The sequence below is a fragment of the Streptomyces sp. NPDC043996 genome (assembly GCF_056435225.1).
In genome coordinates, this window is record NZ_JBWKEY010000002.1 from 655,017 (window position 1) to 672,045 (window position 17,029).

General features: G+C 74.7%; 8 protein-coding genes. 4 read left to right on the forward strand and 4 right to left on the reverse strand.

The genetic code is table 11. From position 1 onward, the window contains the following. Positions 1 to 29: 29 nt before the first annotated feature. Genes AC07A4_RS06920 through AC07A4_RS06930 form a run of 3 tightly spaced genes read right to left on the reverse strand, consistent with a single transcriptional unit; the run spans position 30 to position 11,350 of the window. Complete coding sequence (locus AC07A4_RS06920) at positions 30 to 3,221, reverse strand: non-ribosomal peptide synthetase (RefSeq protein WP_478593993.1); 3,192 nt, start codon at positions 3,219 to 3,221, stop codon at positions 30 to 32. Then, a complete protein-coding gene (locus tag AC07A4_RS06925) occupies positions 3,218 to 4,945 on the reverse strand; it encodes a condensation domain-containing protein (protein ID WP_478593996.1) in 1,728 nt (575 codons plus the stop codon). Before AC07A4_RS06925 ends, AC07A4_RS06920 begins: the two co-directional genes overlap by 4 nt. A 21-nt stretch (positions 4,946 to 4,966) precedes the next feature. Continuing rightward, positions 4,967 to 11,350: an amino acid adenylation domain-containing protein gene (locus AC07A4_RS06930; protein ID WP_478593999.1), complete on the reverse strand. Its 6,384-nt coding sequence runs from the start codon at positions 11,348 to 11,350 to the stop codon at positions 4,967 to 4,969. A gap of 295 nt (positions 11,351 to 11,645) precedes the next feature. On the opposite strand from AC07A4_RS06930, the gene AC07A4_RS06935 reads away from it, so the two are divergent. The 4 genes from AC07A4_RS06935 (at position 11,646) to AC07A4_RS06950 (ending at position 15,618) form a co-directional block, all read left to right on the forward strand. After that, entirely contained in the window at positions 11,646 to 12,020 is a 375-nt protein-coding gene (locus AC07A4_RS06935) for a MerR family transcriptional regulator (protein ID WP_478594001.1), read from the forward strand. 170 nt (positions 12,021 to 12,190) lie between these two features. Next, on the forward strand, positions 12,191 to 13,708 hold the full coding sequence (locus AC07A4_RS06940) for an esterase (RefSeq protein WP_478594003.1): 1,518 nt from the start codon (positions 12,191 to 12,193) through the stop codon (positions 13,706 to 13,708). 247 nt (positions 13,709 to 13,955) lie between these two features. Next, entirely contained in the window at positions 13,956 to 14,813 is an 858-nt protein-coding gene (locus AC07A4_RS06945; protein ID WP_478594005.1) for a glycoside hydrolase family 16 protein, read from the forward strand. Positions 14,814 to 14,940: 127 nt separating this feature from the next. Continuing rightward, the gene (locus tag AC07A4_RS06950; RefSeq protein ID WP_478594008.1) at positions 14,941 to 15,618 is read left to right on the forward strand and encodes an AIM24 family protein; all 678 of its coding nucleotides are present in this window, start codon (positions 14,941 to 14,943) and stop codon (positions 15,616 to 15,618) included. 43 nt (positions 15,619 to 15,661) lie between these two features. Here the strand turns inward: AC07A4_RS06950 and AC07A4_RS06955 are convergent, their stop codons facing one another. Continuing rightward, positions 15,662 to 16,909, reverse strand: coding sequence for an MFS transporter (locus AC07A4_RS06955; protein WP_478594010.1), 1,248 nt, complete (start codon positions 16,907 to 16,909; stop codon positions 15,662 to 15,664). Between the last annotated feature and the right edge of the window lie 120 nt (positions 16,910 to 17,029).

Sequence of the window (17,029 nt, forward strand, 5' to 3'; positions counted from 1 at the left end):
GGTGGGGGGTGGGGTGGCGGGTCCTGGCGCTAGATGTCCAGGCTCGGCTCCGCTGGCGCGGTGCCGCGCGCGCGGCGGTCGAGCTCGCCCGCGATGTCGGCGATGGTCGTGTGCTCGAAGAGGTCGACCAGGGAGAGGCCGGCGGCCGGGAAGAGGCGGCCGATCCGGTCGAACAGGTCGGCCAGGAGCAGGGAGTTGCCGCCGACGTCGAAGAACCGGATGTCGCGGGCGACGCCGGGCACGCCGAGGACCTCCCGCCACACGTCGCGCACCACGGCCTCGGTGGAGGTGGCCGCCTCCGGCTCGTCCGCCGTCCGCTCCTCGTACCGGGGTGCGGGCAGCCGGGCGCGGTCGACCTTGGCGTTCGCGGTCAGCGGCATGGTGTCGAGGCGGACGAAGGCGGCGGGCACCATGTACTCGGGCAGGGCGGCGCGCAGCAGCGCGCGCAGGCCGTCGTCGGACACGTCGGTGTCGGCCACGAGGTGGGCGACGAGGGCGCGGCCGCCGGGCGCGTCGTCGCGTACCGTCACGGCGGCCTCGCGCACGGCCGGGTGGCCGGTGAGGACGGCTTCGATCTCGCCGGTCTCGACGCGGTAGCCGCGCACCTTGACCTGGCCGTCGATGCGGCCGATGAACTCGATGCCGCCGTCGGGGAGCCTGCGCACCAGGTCACCGGTGCGGTACAGGCGGCCGCCGGGCGGTCCGAAGGGGTCGGGTACGAAGTGTTCGGCGGTCAGGGCGGGCCTGCCGTGGTAGCCGCGGGCGAGCCCGTCGCCGCCGAGCCACAGCTCGCCCGGGGCGCCGACGGGCAGCAGCCGGAAGGTCGCGTCCATGACGTAGGCGCGGGTGTTGGCGATGGGGCGGCCGATGGGCACGGTGGCCCGCAGCGGGTCGACGGCGGTGAGCGGCTCGGCGGTGGCGAACAGCGTCGACTCGGTGGGCCCGTATACGTGCGTGAACCGCTCGCCCCGCAGATGCGGAATGAGGGCGTGGGCGTGGCGCGGCGAGAGCACGTCGCCGCCGACCATGAGCTGTCGTACGCCGCTGAGCTCGTCGGGGAACTCGTCTGCGGCCAGGTGCAGTTGGGGCGAGATCAGCAGCAGGTGGGTGACGGGGTAGCGCTTGAGGGCGTCGCGCAGGACGTCCGGGAAGGGCAGGTCGGGCTGGGGAAGGGCGACGGCGCCGCCGTTCAGGAGCGGGCCCCACACTTCGATGAGCGAGGCGTCGAAGGACAGCGGCGACAGGTTCAGATGGACCTCGTCGGGCCCGAGGTCGGCGTAGTCGGCGCCCTTGACCAGGCGGGCGAGGGCGCGGTGGGACACGCCGATGCCCTTGGGCACGCCGGTGGAGCCGGAGGTGTAGATGACGTACGCGAGGTTCTCCGCGTCGCCGGGCGCGGGCGGCGGCAGCGGGCCGCCCGGGGAAGCCGCGGTGTCCGGGGTGTCCGGCACCTCGCCGTCGACCCGGACGACGGGCACGTCGGCCCCGGCGAACCGGTCGGCGAGGTCCGCCGTGGTGAGCACCACCCGCGCGCCCGCGTCGCGCAGGCAGAACGTGAGGCGGTCGGCCGGGAGCGCAGGGGGCAGCGGCAGATAGGCGCCGCCCGCCTTGAGGGTGCCGAGGACGGCGGCGAGCAGGTCGACGGAGCGCTCCAGGCACACGCCGACCGGGGTTTCGGGGCCGATGCCGAGGCCGCGCAGCTGCCGGGCCAGGCGCTCCGCCCGCGCGTCGAGTGCGCGGTAGCTGACCGTGGTGTCCGCGGTGAGGACGGCGGGGGCGTCGGGCGCGGCGCGGACCTGCTCCTCGAACAGGGCGGCGGTCGTGGCGTTCCGGGGGAAGTCCCGCGCGGTGTCGTTCCACGCGGTGAGGTGGCGTACGCGCTCCTCGGGCGGGACGGGGTCGAGCGCGCTCAGCCGGGTGCCGGGGGCACGGGACGCGACATCGAGGAGGCGTACGTACTGCTCGGCGAGCGCGGCCATCACGGCCGGGTCGAACAGGTCGCTGTCGTACTCCAGGAAGCCGGACAGTTCCTCGCCCTCGTCGTACAGGACGAGGGCGACGTCGAACTTGGAGATGCCCAGGTGCAGGTCGACGTGGGTCAGCCGGGCCCCGGGCAGGGCGGCGTGGGCGGTCGGGCGCTCCTCCAGCGAGAACACGGTCTGGAACAGCGGGTTGCGGCTCAGGTCGCGCTCGGGCGCCAGTTCCTCGACGAGGCGGGAGAACGGCAGCTCGATGCGGTCGACGGCGTCGAGGAACTCCCCGCGCACCCGTGCCACCAGGTCGCGGAAGGCCGGGTCGTCCCCGGAGTCGATCCGGAACACGGCGTGGTTGACGAACAGGCCGATGACGCCTTCGAGCTGGGGCAGCGCGCGGTTGCCGAGCGGGACGCCGACGCAGACGTCGTCGGAGCGCGTGTGGCGGGCGAGCAGGGTGTGGTATGCGGCGTAGACCGCGGAGAACAGGGTGGTGTGCTCGGCGCGGGCGAACTCCCGCAGCGCGGCGGTGACGGCGGCGGGGACGGTGAAGCGGTGCTCGCGGCCCCGGTGCCCCTGCACGGCGGGCCGGGTGCGGTCCGTGGGCAGGTCGAGCACTCCGGCGCCGTCGAGGCGGCCGCGCCAGTACGCGGCGAGTTCCGCCTGGACGCCGCCGTCCAGGCGTGCGCGCTGCCAGTCGGCGAAGTCGGCGTACTGCAGGGGCAGTTCCGGAAGACCGGCGGCACGGCCCTCGGCCTCCGCCGTGTACAGCTCCCCGAACTCCCGCCACAGGACCGCCTCCGACCAGCCGTCGAACACCATGTGGTGGACGACGGCCAGGACGAGGTGCTCGCGTGCGCCCGCGCGCAGGACCCGCACCCGCAGCAGCGGCCCGCCCATCACGTCGAAGGGCACGCGGGCCAGCTCCTCCGCCCGCGCCACCAGCTCATCGCGGCCCACGGGGACCACGTCGAAGTCGAGCGTGACCGGGTCGTCGGGGCCGATGTCCTCCACCAGCTGGGTCAGTTCGCCCTCGCTCCAGGAGAACGTGGTGCGCAGCGTCTCGTGGCGGCGCACCAGCTCCTCGAACGCCCGCCGGGCGAGCTCGGGTTCGAAGGCCCCGTCGACGCGGACGGCCGGGTGCATGGTGTACGTGGCCGACGGCTCGCCCAGCTGCTCGATGAGCCAGAGGCCGCGCTGGGCCGCGGAGGCCGGGAGCTCCATGAACTCCCGTTCGCGCTCGGTCATTTCGCTCCTCGGGGGGTCTCGGACGCGGGCAGGTCGAGGGCGCGGCGGCGCCGGGCGATGCGGGTGGGCGCGGCGGGCAGGCCCGCGGCCGCGGCGGACCCGCCAGCCGCTCCGCCGCCTTCGGGAAGCCCGGCGATGCGTGCGGCCAGGGCGTGCGCGGTGCGGGTCTCGAAGACGTCGCGGACGGCGAGGGAGCCGAGCCCCCGGGTCTGGAGGCCGGAGACGACGCGGATGGCGAGCAGGGAGGTGCCGCCGAGCCGGAAGAAGTCCTCACTGCCGGTGAGGGGCCTGCCGAAGGCGGCGGACCAGATCTCGGTGACGGCGGCGGTGAGCGCCGGGTCGGCCTCCGGGGCGGCGGCCCGCGGGGCCGGGGGCCTGTGCGGGCTCGGCGCGGGGCCGCGCTGCCAGACGGCGGCGGTGGGCGCGGGGGTGCGCGAAAGGGGCAGGTCGGGCCGGTCGGCGACGGCCGCGAGGAGCCGGGCGAAGTCGGCGGCCAGGGCGGCGCCGGTGTCGTCGTCGAACAGGTCGGCGTCCACGCTCAGATGCGCCTCCAGGCCGTCGGCGCCGTGGTCGTGGACCTCGACGCTGACGTCCATGAAGGAGGTGGCGACGGGCAGCCGAAGCCGCTCGGCCCGCAGCCCGCTCAGGGAGGGGGCCGCTTCGCGCACGGCCATCGTGAACATCGCCTGGAACAGCGGGTTGCGGCCGAGGTCCCGCTCCGGCGCCAGCTCCTCGACCAGGCGGGAGAAGGGCAGTTCGGCGTGGTCGACGGCGTCGAGGAAAGCGCCGCGCGCCCGCCGGACCAGGTCGCGGAAGGAGGGGTCGTCGTCGGCGCGCGGCCGCAGCACCACCGTGTTCAGGAACAGGCCGATGGCGGCGTCGGTGCCCGGCAGCATCCGGTCGCTGAGCGGTACGCCCACGCTCAGGTCGCCCTGACGCGCGTAGCGGACGAGCAGCGCGTGGTAGGCGGCGTACACCACGCAGAACAAGGTGGTGCGCTCCGTGCGGGCGAGCGCCCGCAGCGTGCTCGTGGTGTCGCCGGGGACGGTCAGGCGGTGCTCGTGCCCGCGGTGGCGCTGCACGGCCGGGCGCGGGCGGTCCGTGGGCAGGCCGAGGGGCGGGGTGCCCGCGAGTCGGTCGCGCCAGTACGCGACCAGGGCGTCCTCGGCGGCCGCGGTGAGGCGGGCGCGCTGCCGCTCGGCGAACTCCGCGTAGCGCGGCGGCGGGGGCGGGAGCCGGTCGGCGCGGCCCGTGGCAGCGGCCTCGTACAGCTCGGCGAACTCGCGCCAGAGGACACCCTCCGACCAGCCGTCGAACACCATGTGGTGCGCGACGACGAGCAGCAGGTGCTCGCGCTCGCCCGCGCGCAGGACGCGCACCCGCAGCAGCGGCCCGGTGGTGACGTCGAACGGCTCGCGGGCGACGTCGAGCGCCCTGGGCAGCGGCGCCTCGCCGGGCGCCTGTTCCACGGCGAAGTCGAAGGCGGCGTCCGGGTCTTCGGTGACGACGCGCACCGGGCGCCCTTCGGGGTCCTCGGGGAAGCGGCTGCGCAGCGCGTCGTGGCGGGCGACGAGCCGGGCGAAGGCGGCGCGGACCGCCGCGGTGTCCAGCGGGCCGTGCAGCAGCAGCGCGGTCTCCAGGTGGTACACGGAGGTGGCGAGACCGCTCCGCTCGATGATCCACATCCACTCCTCGTACAGGGAGGGGCGTTGACTACCGGACATGGTGGGGGCTCCCCGGTGGTGTCAGCCGCGCTGGAGCGCGGCGGTGAGTTCGGCGGGCGTGGGGTTGTCGAACACCGCGCGGAGCGGCAGGGTCGTGCCGAACGTCTCGAAGACCCTGGCCAGCAGGGTCATGGCGAGCAGGGAGTGCCCGCCGAGCTCGAAGAAGTCGTCCCGGGCGCCCACCGGCCGCCCGGTGGCGAGCACTTCGGTGAACAGGCGGGCCATCTCCGCTTCCCTGACGTCCGCGAACCCGGTGTCCCGTGCCGGGGACGGGGTGCCGTAGCGGGGCGCGGGCAGGGCGGTCCGGTCGAGCTTGCCGGAGGCGTTCGTGGGGAACGCGTCGAGGACGACGTACGCGCTGGGCAGCATGTACTCCGGCAGGGTGCGGGCGAGGGCTTCGCGCGCGGCGGCCGGGCCCTCGGTGGCCAGGCCCTCGGTTGCGGGCCCGGGGCCTTCGAGGGCCTTGGGGCCTTCGAGGGTGAGGTAGGCGACCAGGCGCCGGTCGCCGGGGCCGTGGTCGTGGGCGGTGACGACCGCGCGGGCGACGCCGGGCAGCGCGGTGAGCGCCGCCTCGACCTCGCCGAGTTCCACGCGGAAGCCGCGGATCTTCACCTGGTGGTCCAGGCGCCCGAGGAAGTCGAGTTCGCCGTCGGCGAGGTGGCGGACCAGGTCACCGGTGCGGTACAGACGGCTTCCCGGCGGGCCGTACGGGTCGGGCACGAACCGCTCGGCGGTGCGGCCGGGGCGGCGCAGATAGCCTCGGGCCACCGGTGTGCCGCCGATGTGGAGTTCGCCGGGGGTGCCCGGGGGCACCGGGCGAAGGGCCGCGTCCAGGACGTACAGGCGGGTGTTGGCGATGGGCCGCCCGATCGGTGTCCTGCCGTCCGGGCGCGGGCCCACCCGCCAGTGGCTGACCTCGACGGACGCCTCGGTGGGCCCGTACAGGTTGTGCACGGCCGCCTCCGGGCCGAGCGCGGCGATGACCTGGTCGGCGAGGTCGCGGTCGAGGGCCTCGCCGCTCAGGGCCAGCAGGCGCAGGCCGCGGAGGGCGGGCAGCTGTCCGGCCGCGGCGAAGGCGCGCAGCGTCGACGGCACGAAGTGGGCGACCTGGACGTCCTCGTCGCGCAGCAGCGTGGCGAGGTGGCCGGGGTCGCCGTGGCGGCCGGGGTCGGCGAGGACGAGGGTGCCGCCGTGGGTGAGCGGCCAGAAGATCTCCCACACGGACACGTCGAACGTGACCGGTGTCTTCTGCAGCACGCGCGGGCCAGGACCGGCTCCGGCCAGGTGGCGGGTCCAGCGCAGGCGGTTGACGACGGAGCGGTGCTCGACCTGCACGCCCTTGGGGCGCCCGGTGGAGCCGGAGGTGTAGATGACGTACGCGACGTCGTCCGGGCGGGCCGTGGGCGCCTGGGGCGCGGCGTCCCGCGGTGGCGCGGGCGCCTCGCCCACGAGCAGCGTGCCGACGCCCTCCGGGAGCGCCGTCGCTTCCTGATGCCCCGTCACCACCACGGCGGCGGCGCTGTCTTCGATCATCCAGCGCAGCCGGTCGCGAGGGTGGTCGGGGTCGAGCGGCAGATAGGCGGCGCCGGTGGCGAGCACGCCGAGCAGGGCTGCGGGAAGGGCGGGTCCGCGCCGCAGGCAGACGGCGACGACCTGCCCGGGGCCCGCTCCCCGCGCGCGCAGGGCGGCGGCGATCCCGGCCGCCCAGTGGGTCAGTTGGCGGTAGCTGAGGTCCGGGCCCGCTCCGTGGCAGGCGGTGCGGTCGGGGGTGCGGGCGGCCTGCTCCCAGACGAGGCCGGGGAGGGTGGCGCCGGGTGCGGGCGCGGGCTCGGCGGTGTCGTTCCAGGTGCCGAGCACGTCGTCGTGGTCGCGTTCGGTGAGCACCGGCACCTGAGAGAGGGGTGTGTCCTCGGCGTGGGGCAGGGCACGCAGCACGGTCGTGAGGCGGTCGGCGATCCGTACGGCCGTGGCGTGCGCGAACAGCGACGAGCGGTACTCAAGCGCGATGTCGAGGCGGCCGTCGCGGGTCTCGGTCACGTAGAAGGTCAGGTCGAAGATGGCGGCGCCGGTGTGCAGCGGCAGCGCGCGCACGCGCAGGTCCGCCAGGTCGGGGCTGCCGGGTGCCTCGTCCTGGACGACCATCACGTCGAACAGCGGCGAGCGGCCCGCGACGCGGCGCGCGGCTCCTTCCTCCATCAGGCGCTGCAGGGGCACGCGCCGGTCCAGGGCGAGCCGCACGGTCTCGCGGGTGCGCGCGAGGAGCGTGCCGAAGGGCGGGTCGCCGGAGAGGTCGCCGCGCAGGACGAGGGTGTCGGCGAAGAAGCCGACGACGCCCTCGTCCCCCGGCTCGCGCAGGGAGACCGGCGCGCCGACCGTGACGTCCGCCTGCCCGGCCGTACGGGCGAGCAGCAGCTGCACGGCGGCGAGCACCACGGTGTACAGCGAGGCTCCCGCGCGGCCCGCGAGCCGCCGCAGGCCCGCCGTGGTCGCCGGTCCGACGGTCGTGCGGTGGACGCCGCCGGCGTGGTCGAGCGCGGCGGACCGGGCCCGGTCGGTGGGCAGTTCGAGCGGGCGCAGCCCTGCCAGGTGGCGTGCCCAGTAGGCGAGCGCGGCGGGGTCCTGGTCCGCCTCCCGCTGGACCAGGCGCCGGGCGAGGGCCTGGTGGGCGGCCGCCGCGTGCGGCCGTGGCGGCGGGGTGCGGCCGTCGCGCGCGGCGGCGTACGCGTCCGCGAGGTCGCGGGTGAGCAGCGGCAGCGAGGCGCCGTCCACGGCCAGGTGGGAGAACGCGAGCCCGAGGACGTGCGCGTCCGCGCCGACGCGCAGCAGGACGGCCCGCAGCAGCGGGCCGTCGTTGAGATCGAACGGCTTGCCCGCCAGGGCGCGCACATGACTCTGTACGAGGCTCTCCCGCGCGTCCGGATCGGCGACCCCCGTCAGGTCGTGCCGAAGCAGCGGCGGAGCCGCCTCGTCCACGGTGAGCACCCGCCCGGTCGGCCGCCCGTGGTCGGTGGTGACGACAGTGCGCAACGCCGGGTGCCACGCCGTGAGTTCCCGCAGAGCCGCACCGAGGGCCTCGGCGTCGAGGGGCCCGGTCAAGTGATAGGCGTACGGCAGGACATAGCGCGGACTCCCGGGCTCAAGCCGATCGAGAAACAGCAGCCTGCGCTGCCCAGAGGTAAGCGGAACAAGCCCTTCGGGCAGCCCGTCGTCGAGTTGAGCGGCTCCGCCGGGCTGCCCGGCCACGGCGAAGCCCCACTCGGCGTACGGGGCGAGCCGACGTGGCTGACCGGGCTCGGCGGCCTTGGCGGACTCCGTAGCCCCGGCAGCCTTGGCGGGCTGGCCGGAGCCGCTGGGCTGGCCCGGCTGGCCGAACCCGGCGGGCTGGGGCCCGGCGGGCTGAGCCGGCTGGCCGGTCTCGGCGGATCCGGCGGATCCGGCGGACGAGCCGAACCCAGCAGGCCGCACGGGCCCGGCAGCCTGACCGGGCTCGATGATCTCGGCAGACGGCCCGGGCTCGCGCCCGGCAGCTCGACCCCGCTGGCCGAACTCGGCGGACTGAGCGGGCTGGACCTCGGCAGGCCAACCGAACTGACCGGACTCGGCAGGCCGGGCAGGCCCGGCAGGCCCGGCGGGCTCGGCGGACTGGCCGGAGCCGCTGGGCAGACCGGGCTGGCCGGTCTGAGCGGACCCGGCGGACGAGCCGAACTCACCAGACCGGACGGGCCCGACAGCCTGACCGGACTCAAAGAGCTCGGCGGACGGCCCGGGCTCGCGCCCGGCAGCTCGACCCCGCTGGCCGAACTCGGCGCACTGAGCAGGCTGGACCTCAGCAGGCCAACCGAACTGACCGGACCCGGCAGGCCGGGCAGGCCCGGCGGACCCGGCGGACCCGGCGGACTGGCCGAAGTCGAGGGCCGGGGCGGCCTGGTGGGGCCGGGCGAACTCGGCGGGCCCGGCCGCGCGGCCGGACGCGGCGGACTCGGGCTCAGCAGGCCGACCCACCTGACCCAACTCAGCAGACCCAACAACCTCAGCAGACCGGCCGAAGCCGCTAGACCGACCGGGCTGGCCGAACTCGCCGCCGGGCTCGGGCTCGACAGGCCGACCCGGCTGGCCGAACTCGGCAGACCCAGCAGACCTGGCCGACCCGGCATAAAGGCCGAACTCACCAGCTTGGACAGGCCCGGCAGGCCGACCCGACTCAGCGGGCCCAGCCGCACGGCCGGCCTCGGCAGATCCAGTGAACCTGACAGACCCAGTGGCCCCGGTGGACCCGGCAGGTCCGACATGCCCAGCAGGCCCGGCAGCCCCCACGGCCTCGGTGGCCCCGCCAGGCCCCGCGGACGGCTCGGACGGCTCCGGCGGCCCCGGCAGCTCCGGCGGCTCCGGCGGCTCCGGCGGCTCCGGCGGCTCCGGCGGCTCCGGCGGCTCGGGCGCCCGGTGCCCGGTCTCCGGTGTGCGCGCCGCGAGTTCCGTGGCGAGCCCCGCCGCCGTGCCGCAGGCGAAGACCGCGGCGACCGGCAGGTCGGCCCCCGTCTTCGCGCGGAGTTCCGCCACGACCGACATGGCGGTCAGGGACGAGCCGCCGAGGCTGACGAAGCCGTCGTCGGCGCCGACGGGGGCGACGCCGAGCGCCCGGGACCAGACGTCCGCCACCAGGCGTTCGGCGTCCGTCCGGGGCGCGACGTACGGGGTGTCGACGCGGGGCCGGAGCCCCGAGGGAGCGGGCAGCGCCCCGCGGTCGACCTTGCCTCCGGCGGTCAGCGGCAGCGCGGGCAGGCGGACGAAGGCACCGGGCACCATGGGCCCGGGAAGGCGCCCGGCGAGGAACGCGCGCAGCGCGTCGTCACTGGGCGATGGACACACGGCGCCCGCGGCCACCTCAGCGCCCCGCGCGCCCCGAACGCCCTCCGCGCCGTCCGCGCCCTCCGCGTCCTCGGCCAGGACGACGTAGGCGACCAGCCGCGCCGCCCCCGCCCCGCCCTCGGGCCAGGCCGCGCACACCGCCCGCGTCACCGCCGGGTGCGCGAGCAGCGCGGCCTCGATCTCCGCGGGCTCCACGCGCACCCCCCGGATCTTGATCTGGTGGTCGGCGCGCCCCCGGTACTCCAGGGTGCCGTCCGGGCGGCGCCGGGCGAGGTCGCCCGTGCGGTACAGGCGGGCGCCCGGCCGCTCGGGGTCCGGGTCGGGCACGAAGGCGGCGGCCGTGGCTCCGGGCCGGTGCAGATAGCCGCGGGCCAGGCCGTGGCCGCCGACGCAGAGCTCCCCGGTCTCGCCGGGCACCACCGGCACCGGCGCGTCGGTGCGCAGCAGCGTCACGTACGCGCCCGGGACCGGCTCCCCCAGCGGCACCCGGCCGCGCCCGGCGTCGGCCGCGCCGACGTCGTGGAAGGTCACGTCGGCCGCCGCCTCGGACATGCCGTACACGTTGACGAGCCGGGCGCCGGGCAGCCGCCGCCGGAACTCCTCGGCGAGGGCGGCGGGCAGTTCCTCGCCGCTGCACAGCCAGCGGCTCAGGCCCGCGGGCGGCTTCGCCCCGGCGGCGAGCGCGTCCAGGAGCGAGCGCAGCAGGGACGGCACGAGGACCAGGCGGGCGCAGCCCGTCTCGTCGAGGAAGCGCAGCAGCAGCCGCGGATCGCGGGCCGCGCTTTCCGGCACGATGGCGAGGGTCGCGCCCGCGCAGAGCGGGGCGAGAATTTCCCAGACGGCGTCCACGAAATCGGGAGATGTCCGCTGTGCGGCGATCTCGCCGTCCGCGAAGGGATAATGCGTGTTAATCCAGTGAAGGCAATTGAGGATTCCCCGGTGTGTACCCAGAACGCCTTTCGGTACACCAGTGGAACCGGATGTCTGGACAATGCAGGCGACCGCGTCAGGGCCTAACGGAGAGCCCCGGTGAAGAGCCGGTGAAACGGAACTCGTGCCGGTACTCGCGCACCCTCCGCCGCGCTTCTCCTCGTCCCCGTCTCGCTCCGCGCCGCCCGGCCGAGCGCGGACAACGGCCGTATTCATACCCACGAATCGCGCCGCCAACCGCGCCTCGGTGATCACGGCGACCGGCCGGGCCCCGGCGAAGAACGCCCGTACGCGCGCCGCCGGTTGCGCCGGGTCTGCCAGCATGAACGCGCCCCCGGCCCGCAGCACGGCGAGCATCGCGACGACCAGTTCCGGGGAGCGCGGCAGGTGGATGCCCACCGGGGCCTCAGGGGTGACGCCCAACGCGCGCAGCCGCCCGGCCAGTTGGTCGACGCGGCGATACAGATCCCGATACGTGAGCGCGACGCCGTCATTCAGAACGGCCACCCGGTCCGGCACCCGGGCCGCCCAGTCCTCGAATAAGGCGTGCACGGCCGCGGTTTCACCGAACTCGGGGGACGCAGGGCGCGACAAACGGACGACACTCATCACAGTCCTCCCCCGTACTCCGCTCGCGGCGGGCCACGTACACAGACCTGATCACATCGAATGCTTGATCAAAGTAACCATGCCATCCAGGTCGCGTCAATATCGCGTTCGAAGAGGGCAGTTGTTGTGGAATTCCCGCAGTTCACACGGTGTTCCCTGCGGCGGAATTCAGGGACGCGCCGGGCGCCGGGTAGGCTGGAAGCTGTCATGGATGTCAGGTTCGAGCCCGCGCGCTCCCGGCGTACGTCCGGTGGTGGGCCGCTCCTTGACCCGGGACCGGCGTGAGAGGTGGACGATGCGGATCGGCGAACTGGCCCGGCGCACCGGCGTGAGCGAACGCTCCCTGCGCTACTACGAGAAGCAGGGACTGCTGGCCGCCGAGCGCACCCCCGGCGGCCACCGGGAGTACGCCGACGGCGCGGTCGACCGCGTCATCCGCATCCAGGAGCTGTTCGCCGCGGGCCTGTGCAGCGCGAAGATCGTCCAACTCCTGCCCTGCATCCGGGACACGGACGGCGGGCCCGCCGCGACCGCCACGCCGTTCCTGGTGGACCAGCTCACCGCCGAGCGCGACCGCATCAACCGCATGATCACCGACCTGGTGCGCTCCCGCGACGTCCTGGACGAGGTGATCGGCACGGCGTCCGAGCAGGAGCGGACCGCCCCCTAAGGGAAGTGGGGCCGACCTCGCCCGCCAGCGGCTCCAGTCGGCAGCTCCCGTACAACCCTTGGGCCCCACGCGTGGTCGAACAGATTGCCGGAAACAGGAACGGGCCCCTTCCGGACCTCCCCCGCGCCGCCCGCGCCGAACGACCCCGCCTTCCTCAACTGGAGCCTTTCTTGCGCAAGAACCGCCCGGCCGCCCTCACCGCGGCCTCCTTCCTGCTGCTGACCGGCGCGGGCATCGCCGCCGCCCCCGCCGCGCTCGCGGGCACCCCGGGGAGCACGCACGCCAACGACCGCAACAGCGACTTCAACGGCGACGGCCACGAGGACGTCCTCATCGGCGCGCCCAACGCGACGGTGGGCGGCCACCAGGGCGCGGGCCTCGTCACCGTGCAGTACGGCTCCGCGCGCGGCATCGGCACCAAGGACGTCGTCCGGCTCAGCGAGGAGTCCACCGACGGCGACGGCGCCCCCGAGGCGGGCGACGCCTTCGGGACCGCCGTCGCCACCGGCGACCTCAACACCGACGGCTATGACGACGCCGTCGTCGCCGCGCCCGGCGAGGACGTCGACGGCGCGGTGGACGCCGGCCGCGTGACGATCTTCTGGGGCACGAAGCAGGGCCTCAAGCCCGGCCTCAGCGACTGGATCGAGGCCGAGGAGCCCCGCAAGGGCGAGCGCTTCGGGTCCACGCTGGCCGCCGCGCGGTTCAGCGGCGCGACCGAGGGCGACGTCCTCGCCGTCACCGACCGGGACGAGCTCGACACCTACACCTACGGCGACCAGCCGCACATCCCCGGCAACGAGCCGTTCCGGCGGCTTTCGTCGCAGCGCCTGGGCGCGCCGTCGCCCGCCGCGTCCGCGTCCGGCGCCAAGCGCGCCGCGGCGGCGCCCCGTACGATCCTGCCCACCTCGCTGACCACCGGCGACTACGACGACAACGGCTTCGCCGACCTCGTCGTCTCCGGCGTGAGCGCGGGCGACGAGCCCGGGCACGGCTGGTCGACGTACTTCTCCGGGCACAAGGAGGGCCTCGCCAAGGGGCGCGAACTGCGCGGCGGCCCCGTCGCCGCCACCGGCGACATCAACGGCGACGGCTACGACGACCTGGTGACCGGCGAGCCCGACTCCCCCGACGACGGCGGCGAGACGCTGACCGGCGGCCTGGTCGGCGTCCGCTACGGCAGCGCGAACGGCCCTTCGGCGAACGTGACGTGGTGGACGCAGGGGTCCGCAGGAGTGCCCGGGGCGGTGGAGAAGGGCGACCGCTGGGGCGCCGACCTGTCCGTGGACGACACCGACGGCGACGGCTACGCGGACGTTTCGATCGGGGCCCCCGGCGAGGACGTCGGCCAGGTCGCGGACGCGGGCGCGGTGTGGGTGCTGCGCGGCGCGGCGGGCGGGCTCACCGCCAGGGGCTCGGCGTCGTGGACGCAGAACAGCGCGGGCGTGCCCGGCGTCGCCGAGAAGGGCGACAAGTGGGGCGCGCAGGTGCGGCTCGCGAACCCCAACCGCGACCGCCGCTTCGACCTGCTCGCGTCGGCGCCGGGCGAGAACGCCCGGGACGGCGTGGTGTGGTTCCTGCCCGCGGGGGCGAGCGGCATCACAGCGACCGGGTCCTGGACGTTCGGCGCGAAGTCGCTGGGCGCCCAGGTGAGCGGGGCGCGCTTCGGAGCGGCGATCGACGAGTAGGGGGCGCCCCTGAGGAAGTTCCGGGGGCCGTCGGGCAGTTGGCACGTACCGACCGCTTGACGGCCCCTTGTCGGCTGTCGTAAATCAAGTAGAGGCACCACGGGGCTGTGAGCGCTCTCAGCGTTCACTTCCCGACGTTAGATTGTCATGCGCACCTCATATTCATCTCAGTGCATCTCAGTGCATCTCATACGCACCTCAGCGCGCACCCCCTTGCGCGCTCCCTCCCCCCACTCGAAGCGATGTGATGACAGTGCCTCTCTTCCCCCGGCGCCGCCGCACGGCGCTCTGCGCGCTCGCCCTCGCCTGTTGCGGCCTGGCCGTGACGCCCGCCGGAGCCGCGGCCCCGCCCGCGCCCCGGCCCGCCGCCGCGCTCGCCTTCTCCGACGATTTCAACGGGCCCGCCGGGGCCGCCGTCGACGGCGGCAAGTGGCAGCTCGAGACCGGCGACAACGTGAACAACCACGAGCGGCAGTACTACACGTCCGGCACCAAGAACGCCGCCCTCGACGGCCAGGGCAACCTGGTCATCACCGCGCGCAAGGAGAACCCGGCCAACTACCAGTGCTGGTACGGGCGGTGCGAGTACACCTCGGCGCGGCTCAACACCGCGGGCCGGTTCACGCAGGCGTACGGCCGCGTCGAGGCCCGTCTGAAGGTGCCCCGGGGCCAGGGCATGTGGCCCGCGTTCTGGATGCTCGGCACGGACATCGGGAGCGTCGGCTGGCCCAACTGCGGCGAGATCGACGTGATGGAGAACGTCGGCTTCGAGCCGGGCACCGTGCACGGCACGCTGCACGGCCCCGGCTACTCCGGCGCGGGCGGCATCGGGGCGGCGTACACCCTGCCCGGCGGCGAGGCGTTCGCCGACAAGTTCCACACCTTCGCCGTCGACTGGTCGCCGGACAAGGTCACGTGGTCCGTCGACGGGCGCGCCTACCAGACCCGCACCCCGGCCGACCTCGGCGGCAGGCAGTGGGCGTTCAACAAGCCGTTCTTCCTCATCCTCAACCTCGCGGTCGGCGGCTACTGGCCCGGCGACCCCGACGGCAACACGGTCTTCCCCCAGCGGCTGACCGTCGACTACGTCCGCGTCTCCGGCTGATCCGACCGAGGTCGCGCTCGCCCTCGACCAAGGGCGCGTGTCGCGCCGCCCGGCACGCACCCTTGGTTACATGGGCCCAAACCCCCAGTCACTTGGCGAAACACCCGCCCCGGTGCAAGATGCCCGCATGAAGAGTGACCTTTTCTCCGAGCGGCACCTGGCGGCGCCCGCCGCCGCCCCTGGCCTGACGGCGCAGAACTCCAAGTCCCTCAAGTACGCGGTGAACGGCGAGATGCTGGCCCGCCAGGGCGCGATGATCGCCTACCGCGGGAACCTCCAGTTCGAGCGCAAGGGCCAAGGCGTGGGCGGCATGCTCAAACGGGCGGTCACCGGCGAGGGGCTGCCGCTGATGACGGTGAGCGGCCAGGGCGAGGCGTGGTTCGCGCACGAGGCGCAGAACGTCTTCGTCGTCGACCTCGAACCGGGCGACGTGCTCACCATCAACGGCCGCAACGTCCTGTGCTTCGACGCCTCGCTGTCCTTCGAGATCAAGACCGTGAAGGGCTCGGGCATCTCCGGCGGCGGCCTGTTCAACACCGTGTTCTCCGGCCACGGCAGGCTGGGCCTGATGTGCGAGGGCGAGCCGCTCGTGATCCCCGTCTCGCCGCAGGCGCCGGTGTACGTGGACACGGACGCGGTCGTCGGCTGGACGGCCAACCTGCAGACGTCACTGCACCGCTCGCAGTCCATCGGCTCGATGCTCCGCGGCGGCTCCGGCGAGGCCGTGCAGCTGAAGCTGGAGGGCGAGGGCATGGTGATCGTCCGGCCGAGCGAGGCCACGCCCGCCAAGCCGCAGCAGAAGTGAGCCGGACGGCCGGTCACCGCGGGGGTGACCGGCCGCCGCGCGCTCAGGAGCAGACCGCGGGTTCCGCGCGGGCCGCCTCGGGGAGCGCGGTCGCGCGCTCCGTGTCCGCGAGGCGGGTCCGCAGCATCGGCAGGGCGCACAGCGTCAGGAGCAGGGCGAGGGCCCCGGCGGCGACGGCCACCGAGACCCCGGCCGTGGCGCCGAGCCGGTCGTAGATCACGCCGGTGACGGCGGCGCCGATCGCGACGCCGCTCTGCAGGCCGGCGATCATCCACGTCATGGCCTCGGTGAGATGGCGCTCGGGCGTCGTCCGCTCCACGATGCCCATGATCACCACCATGGTCGGGGCGAAGAACACCCCGGCGACGAACACCACCACGACCATGCCGCCGACCCCGTCCACCAGGAGGAACGGGAGGGTCGTCAGGGCGGTGCCCGCCACCCCGATCAGCAGCAGGCGCGGCAGCGGCACGCTCACCGCGCGGGCCCCGAACAGCAGCCCGGAGACGCCCGAGCCGATCGCGTACACGGCGAAGACGAGACCGGCGAGCGACTTGTCGCCCGCGTGCTCGGCGAACGCCAGGCCCATCGTGTCGACCACGCCGGGGATCGCGCCCCCGCACAGCAGGATCAGCGCGAGCGCGAGCACCGGCGGCGAGAGCACCGCGGAGCCCCCGCCGCCGCTCCCGGCGCGCGGCTTGACCGGCGGTTCGGTGGCCTTCTGCGGCACGAACAGCGCGACGCCGACGAGCAGCAGCAGCCCCGCCGCCATGGGCGCGGCCTGCGGGAACAGCGCCGTGGAAAGGACCACCGCGAGGGCCGGGCTGATGACGTAGGTCAGCTCGTCGACCACGGACTCCATCGAGTACGCGGTGGTCAGCCGGGGCGTGCCCCGGTAGATCTCGGTCCAGCGGGCCCGCACCATCGCGCTCATGCTCGGCATCAGACCGGCGAACAGCGCGCACAGGAACAGCGTCCAGTCGGGCGCCTCGTAGGTGGCGCACAGCAGCAGCGCGGCGAGCCCGAGGACGCTGACCGCGGTGGCGAGCGGCAGCACCCGGCTCTGCCCGCGCCGGTCCACGGCCTTGGACACCTGCGGCCCGAGGAAGGCCATGGAGAAGGTGAAGGTGCCCGCGACGAGCCCCGCGAGGGCGTACTCGCCGGTCGTTTCGGACAGCATCGTCAGGATGCCCATGTGGGTCAGGGGCAGCGGGAGGCGGGCGACGAGGCCCGCGGCGCTGAAGGCCTTCGTCCCCGGCGCGGAGAAGATCTCGCGGTATGCGTTTGCCATTGCCTGTCCTGTCGGTGGAATCGGCCCTCGGCCCGTCGGGGCACGCGCGACACCCGCCGCGCACCCCCCACGAGCAACAACTGGGACTATCGTTCCACTTTCTATCACGAGGCGCACCCC

Excerpts from the sequence above, each read along its gene's own strand:
- AC07A4_RS06920 (WP_478593993.1), bottom strand. The coding sequence starts at position 3,221 with ATGACCGAGCGCGAACGGGAGTTCATGGAGCTCCCGGCCTCCGCGGCC.
- AC07A4_RS06925 (WP_478593996.1), bottom strand. The coding sequence starts at position 4,945 with ATGTCCGGTAGTCAACGCCCCTCCCTGTACGAGGAGTGGATGTGGATC.
- AC07A4_RS06930 (WP_478593999.1), bottom strand. The coding sequence starts at position 11,350 with ATGAGTGTCGTCCGTTTGTCGCGCCCTGCGTCCCCCGAGTTCGGTGAA.
- AC07A4_RS06935 (WP_478594001.1), top strand. The coding sequence starts at position 11,646 with ATGCGGATCGGCGAACTGGCCCGGCGCACCGGCGTGAGCGAACGCTCC.
- AC07A4_RS06945 (WP_478594005.1), top strand. The coding sequence starts at position 13,956 with ATGACAGTGCCTCTCTTCCCCCGGCGCCGCCGCACGGCGCTCTGCGCG.
- AC07A4_RS06950 (WP_478594008.1), top strand. The coding sequence starts at position 14,941 with ATGAAGAGTGACCTTTTCTCCGAGCGGCACCTGGCGGCGCCCGCCGCC.
- AC07A4_RS06955 (WP_478594010.1), bottom strand. The coding sequence starts at position 16,909 with ATGGCAAACGCATACCGCGAGATCTTCTCCGCGCCGGGGACGAAGGCC.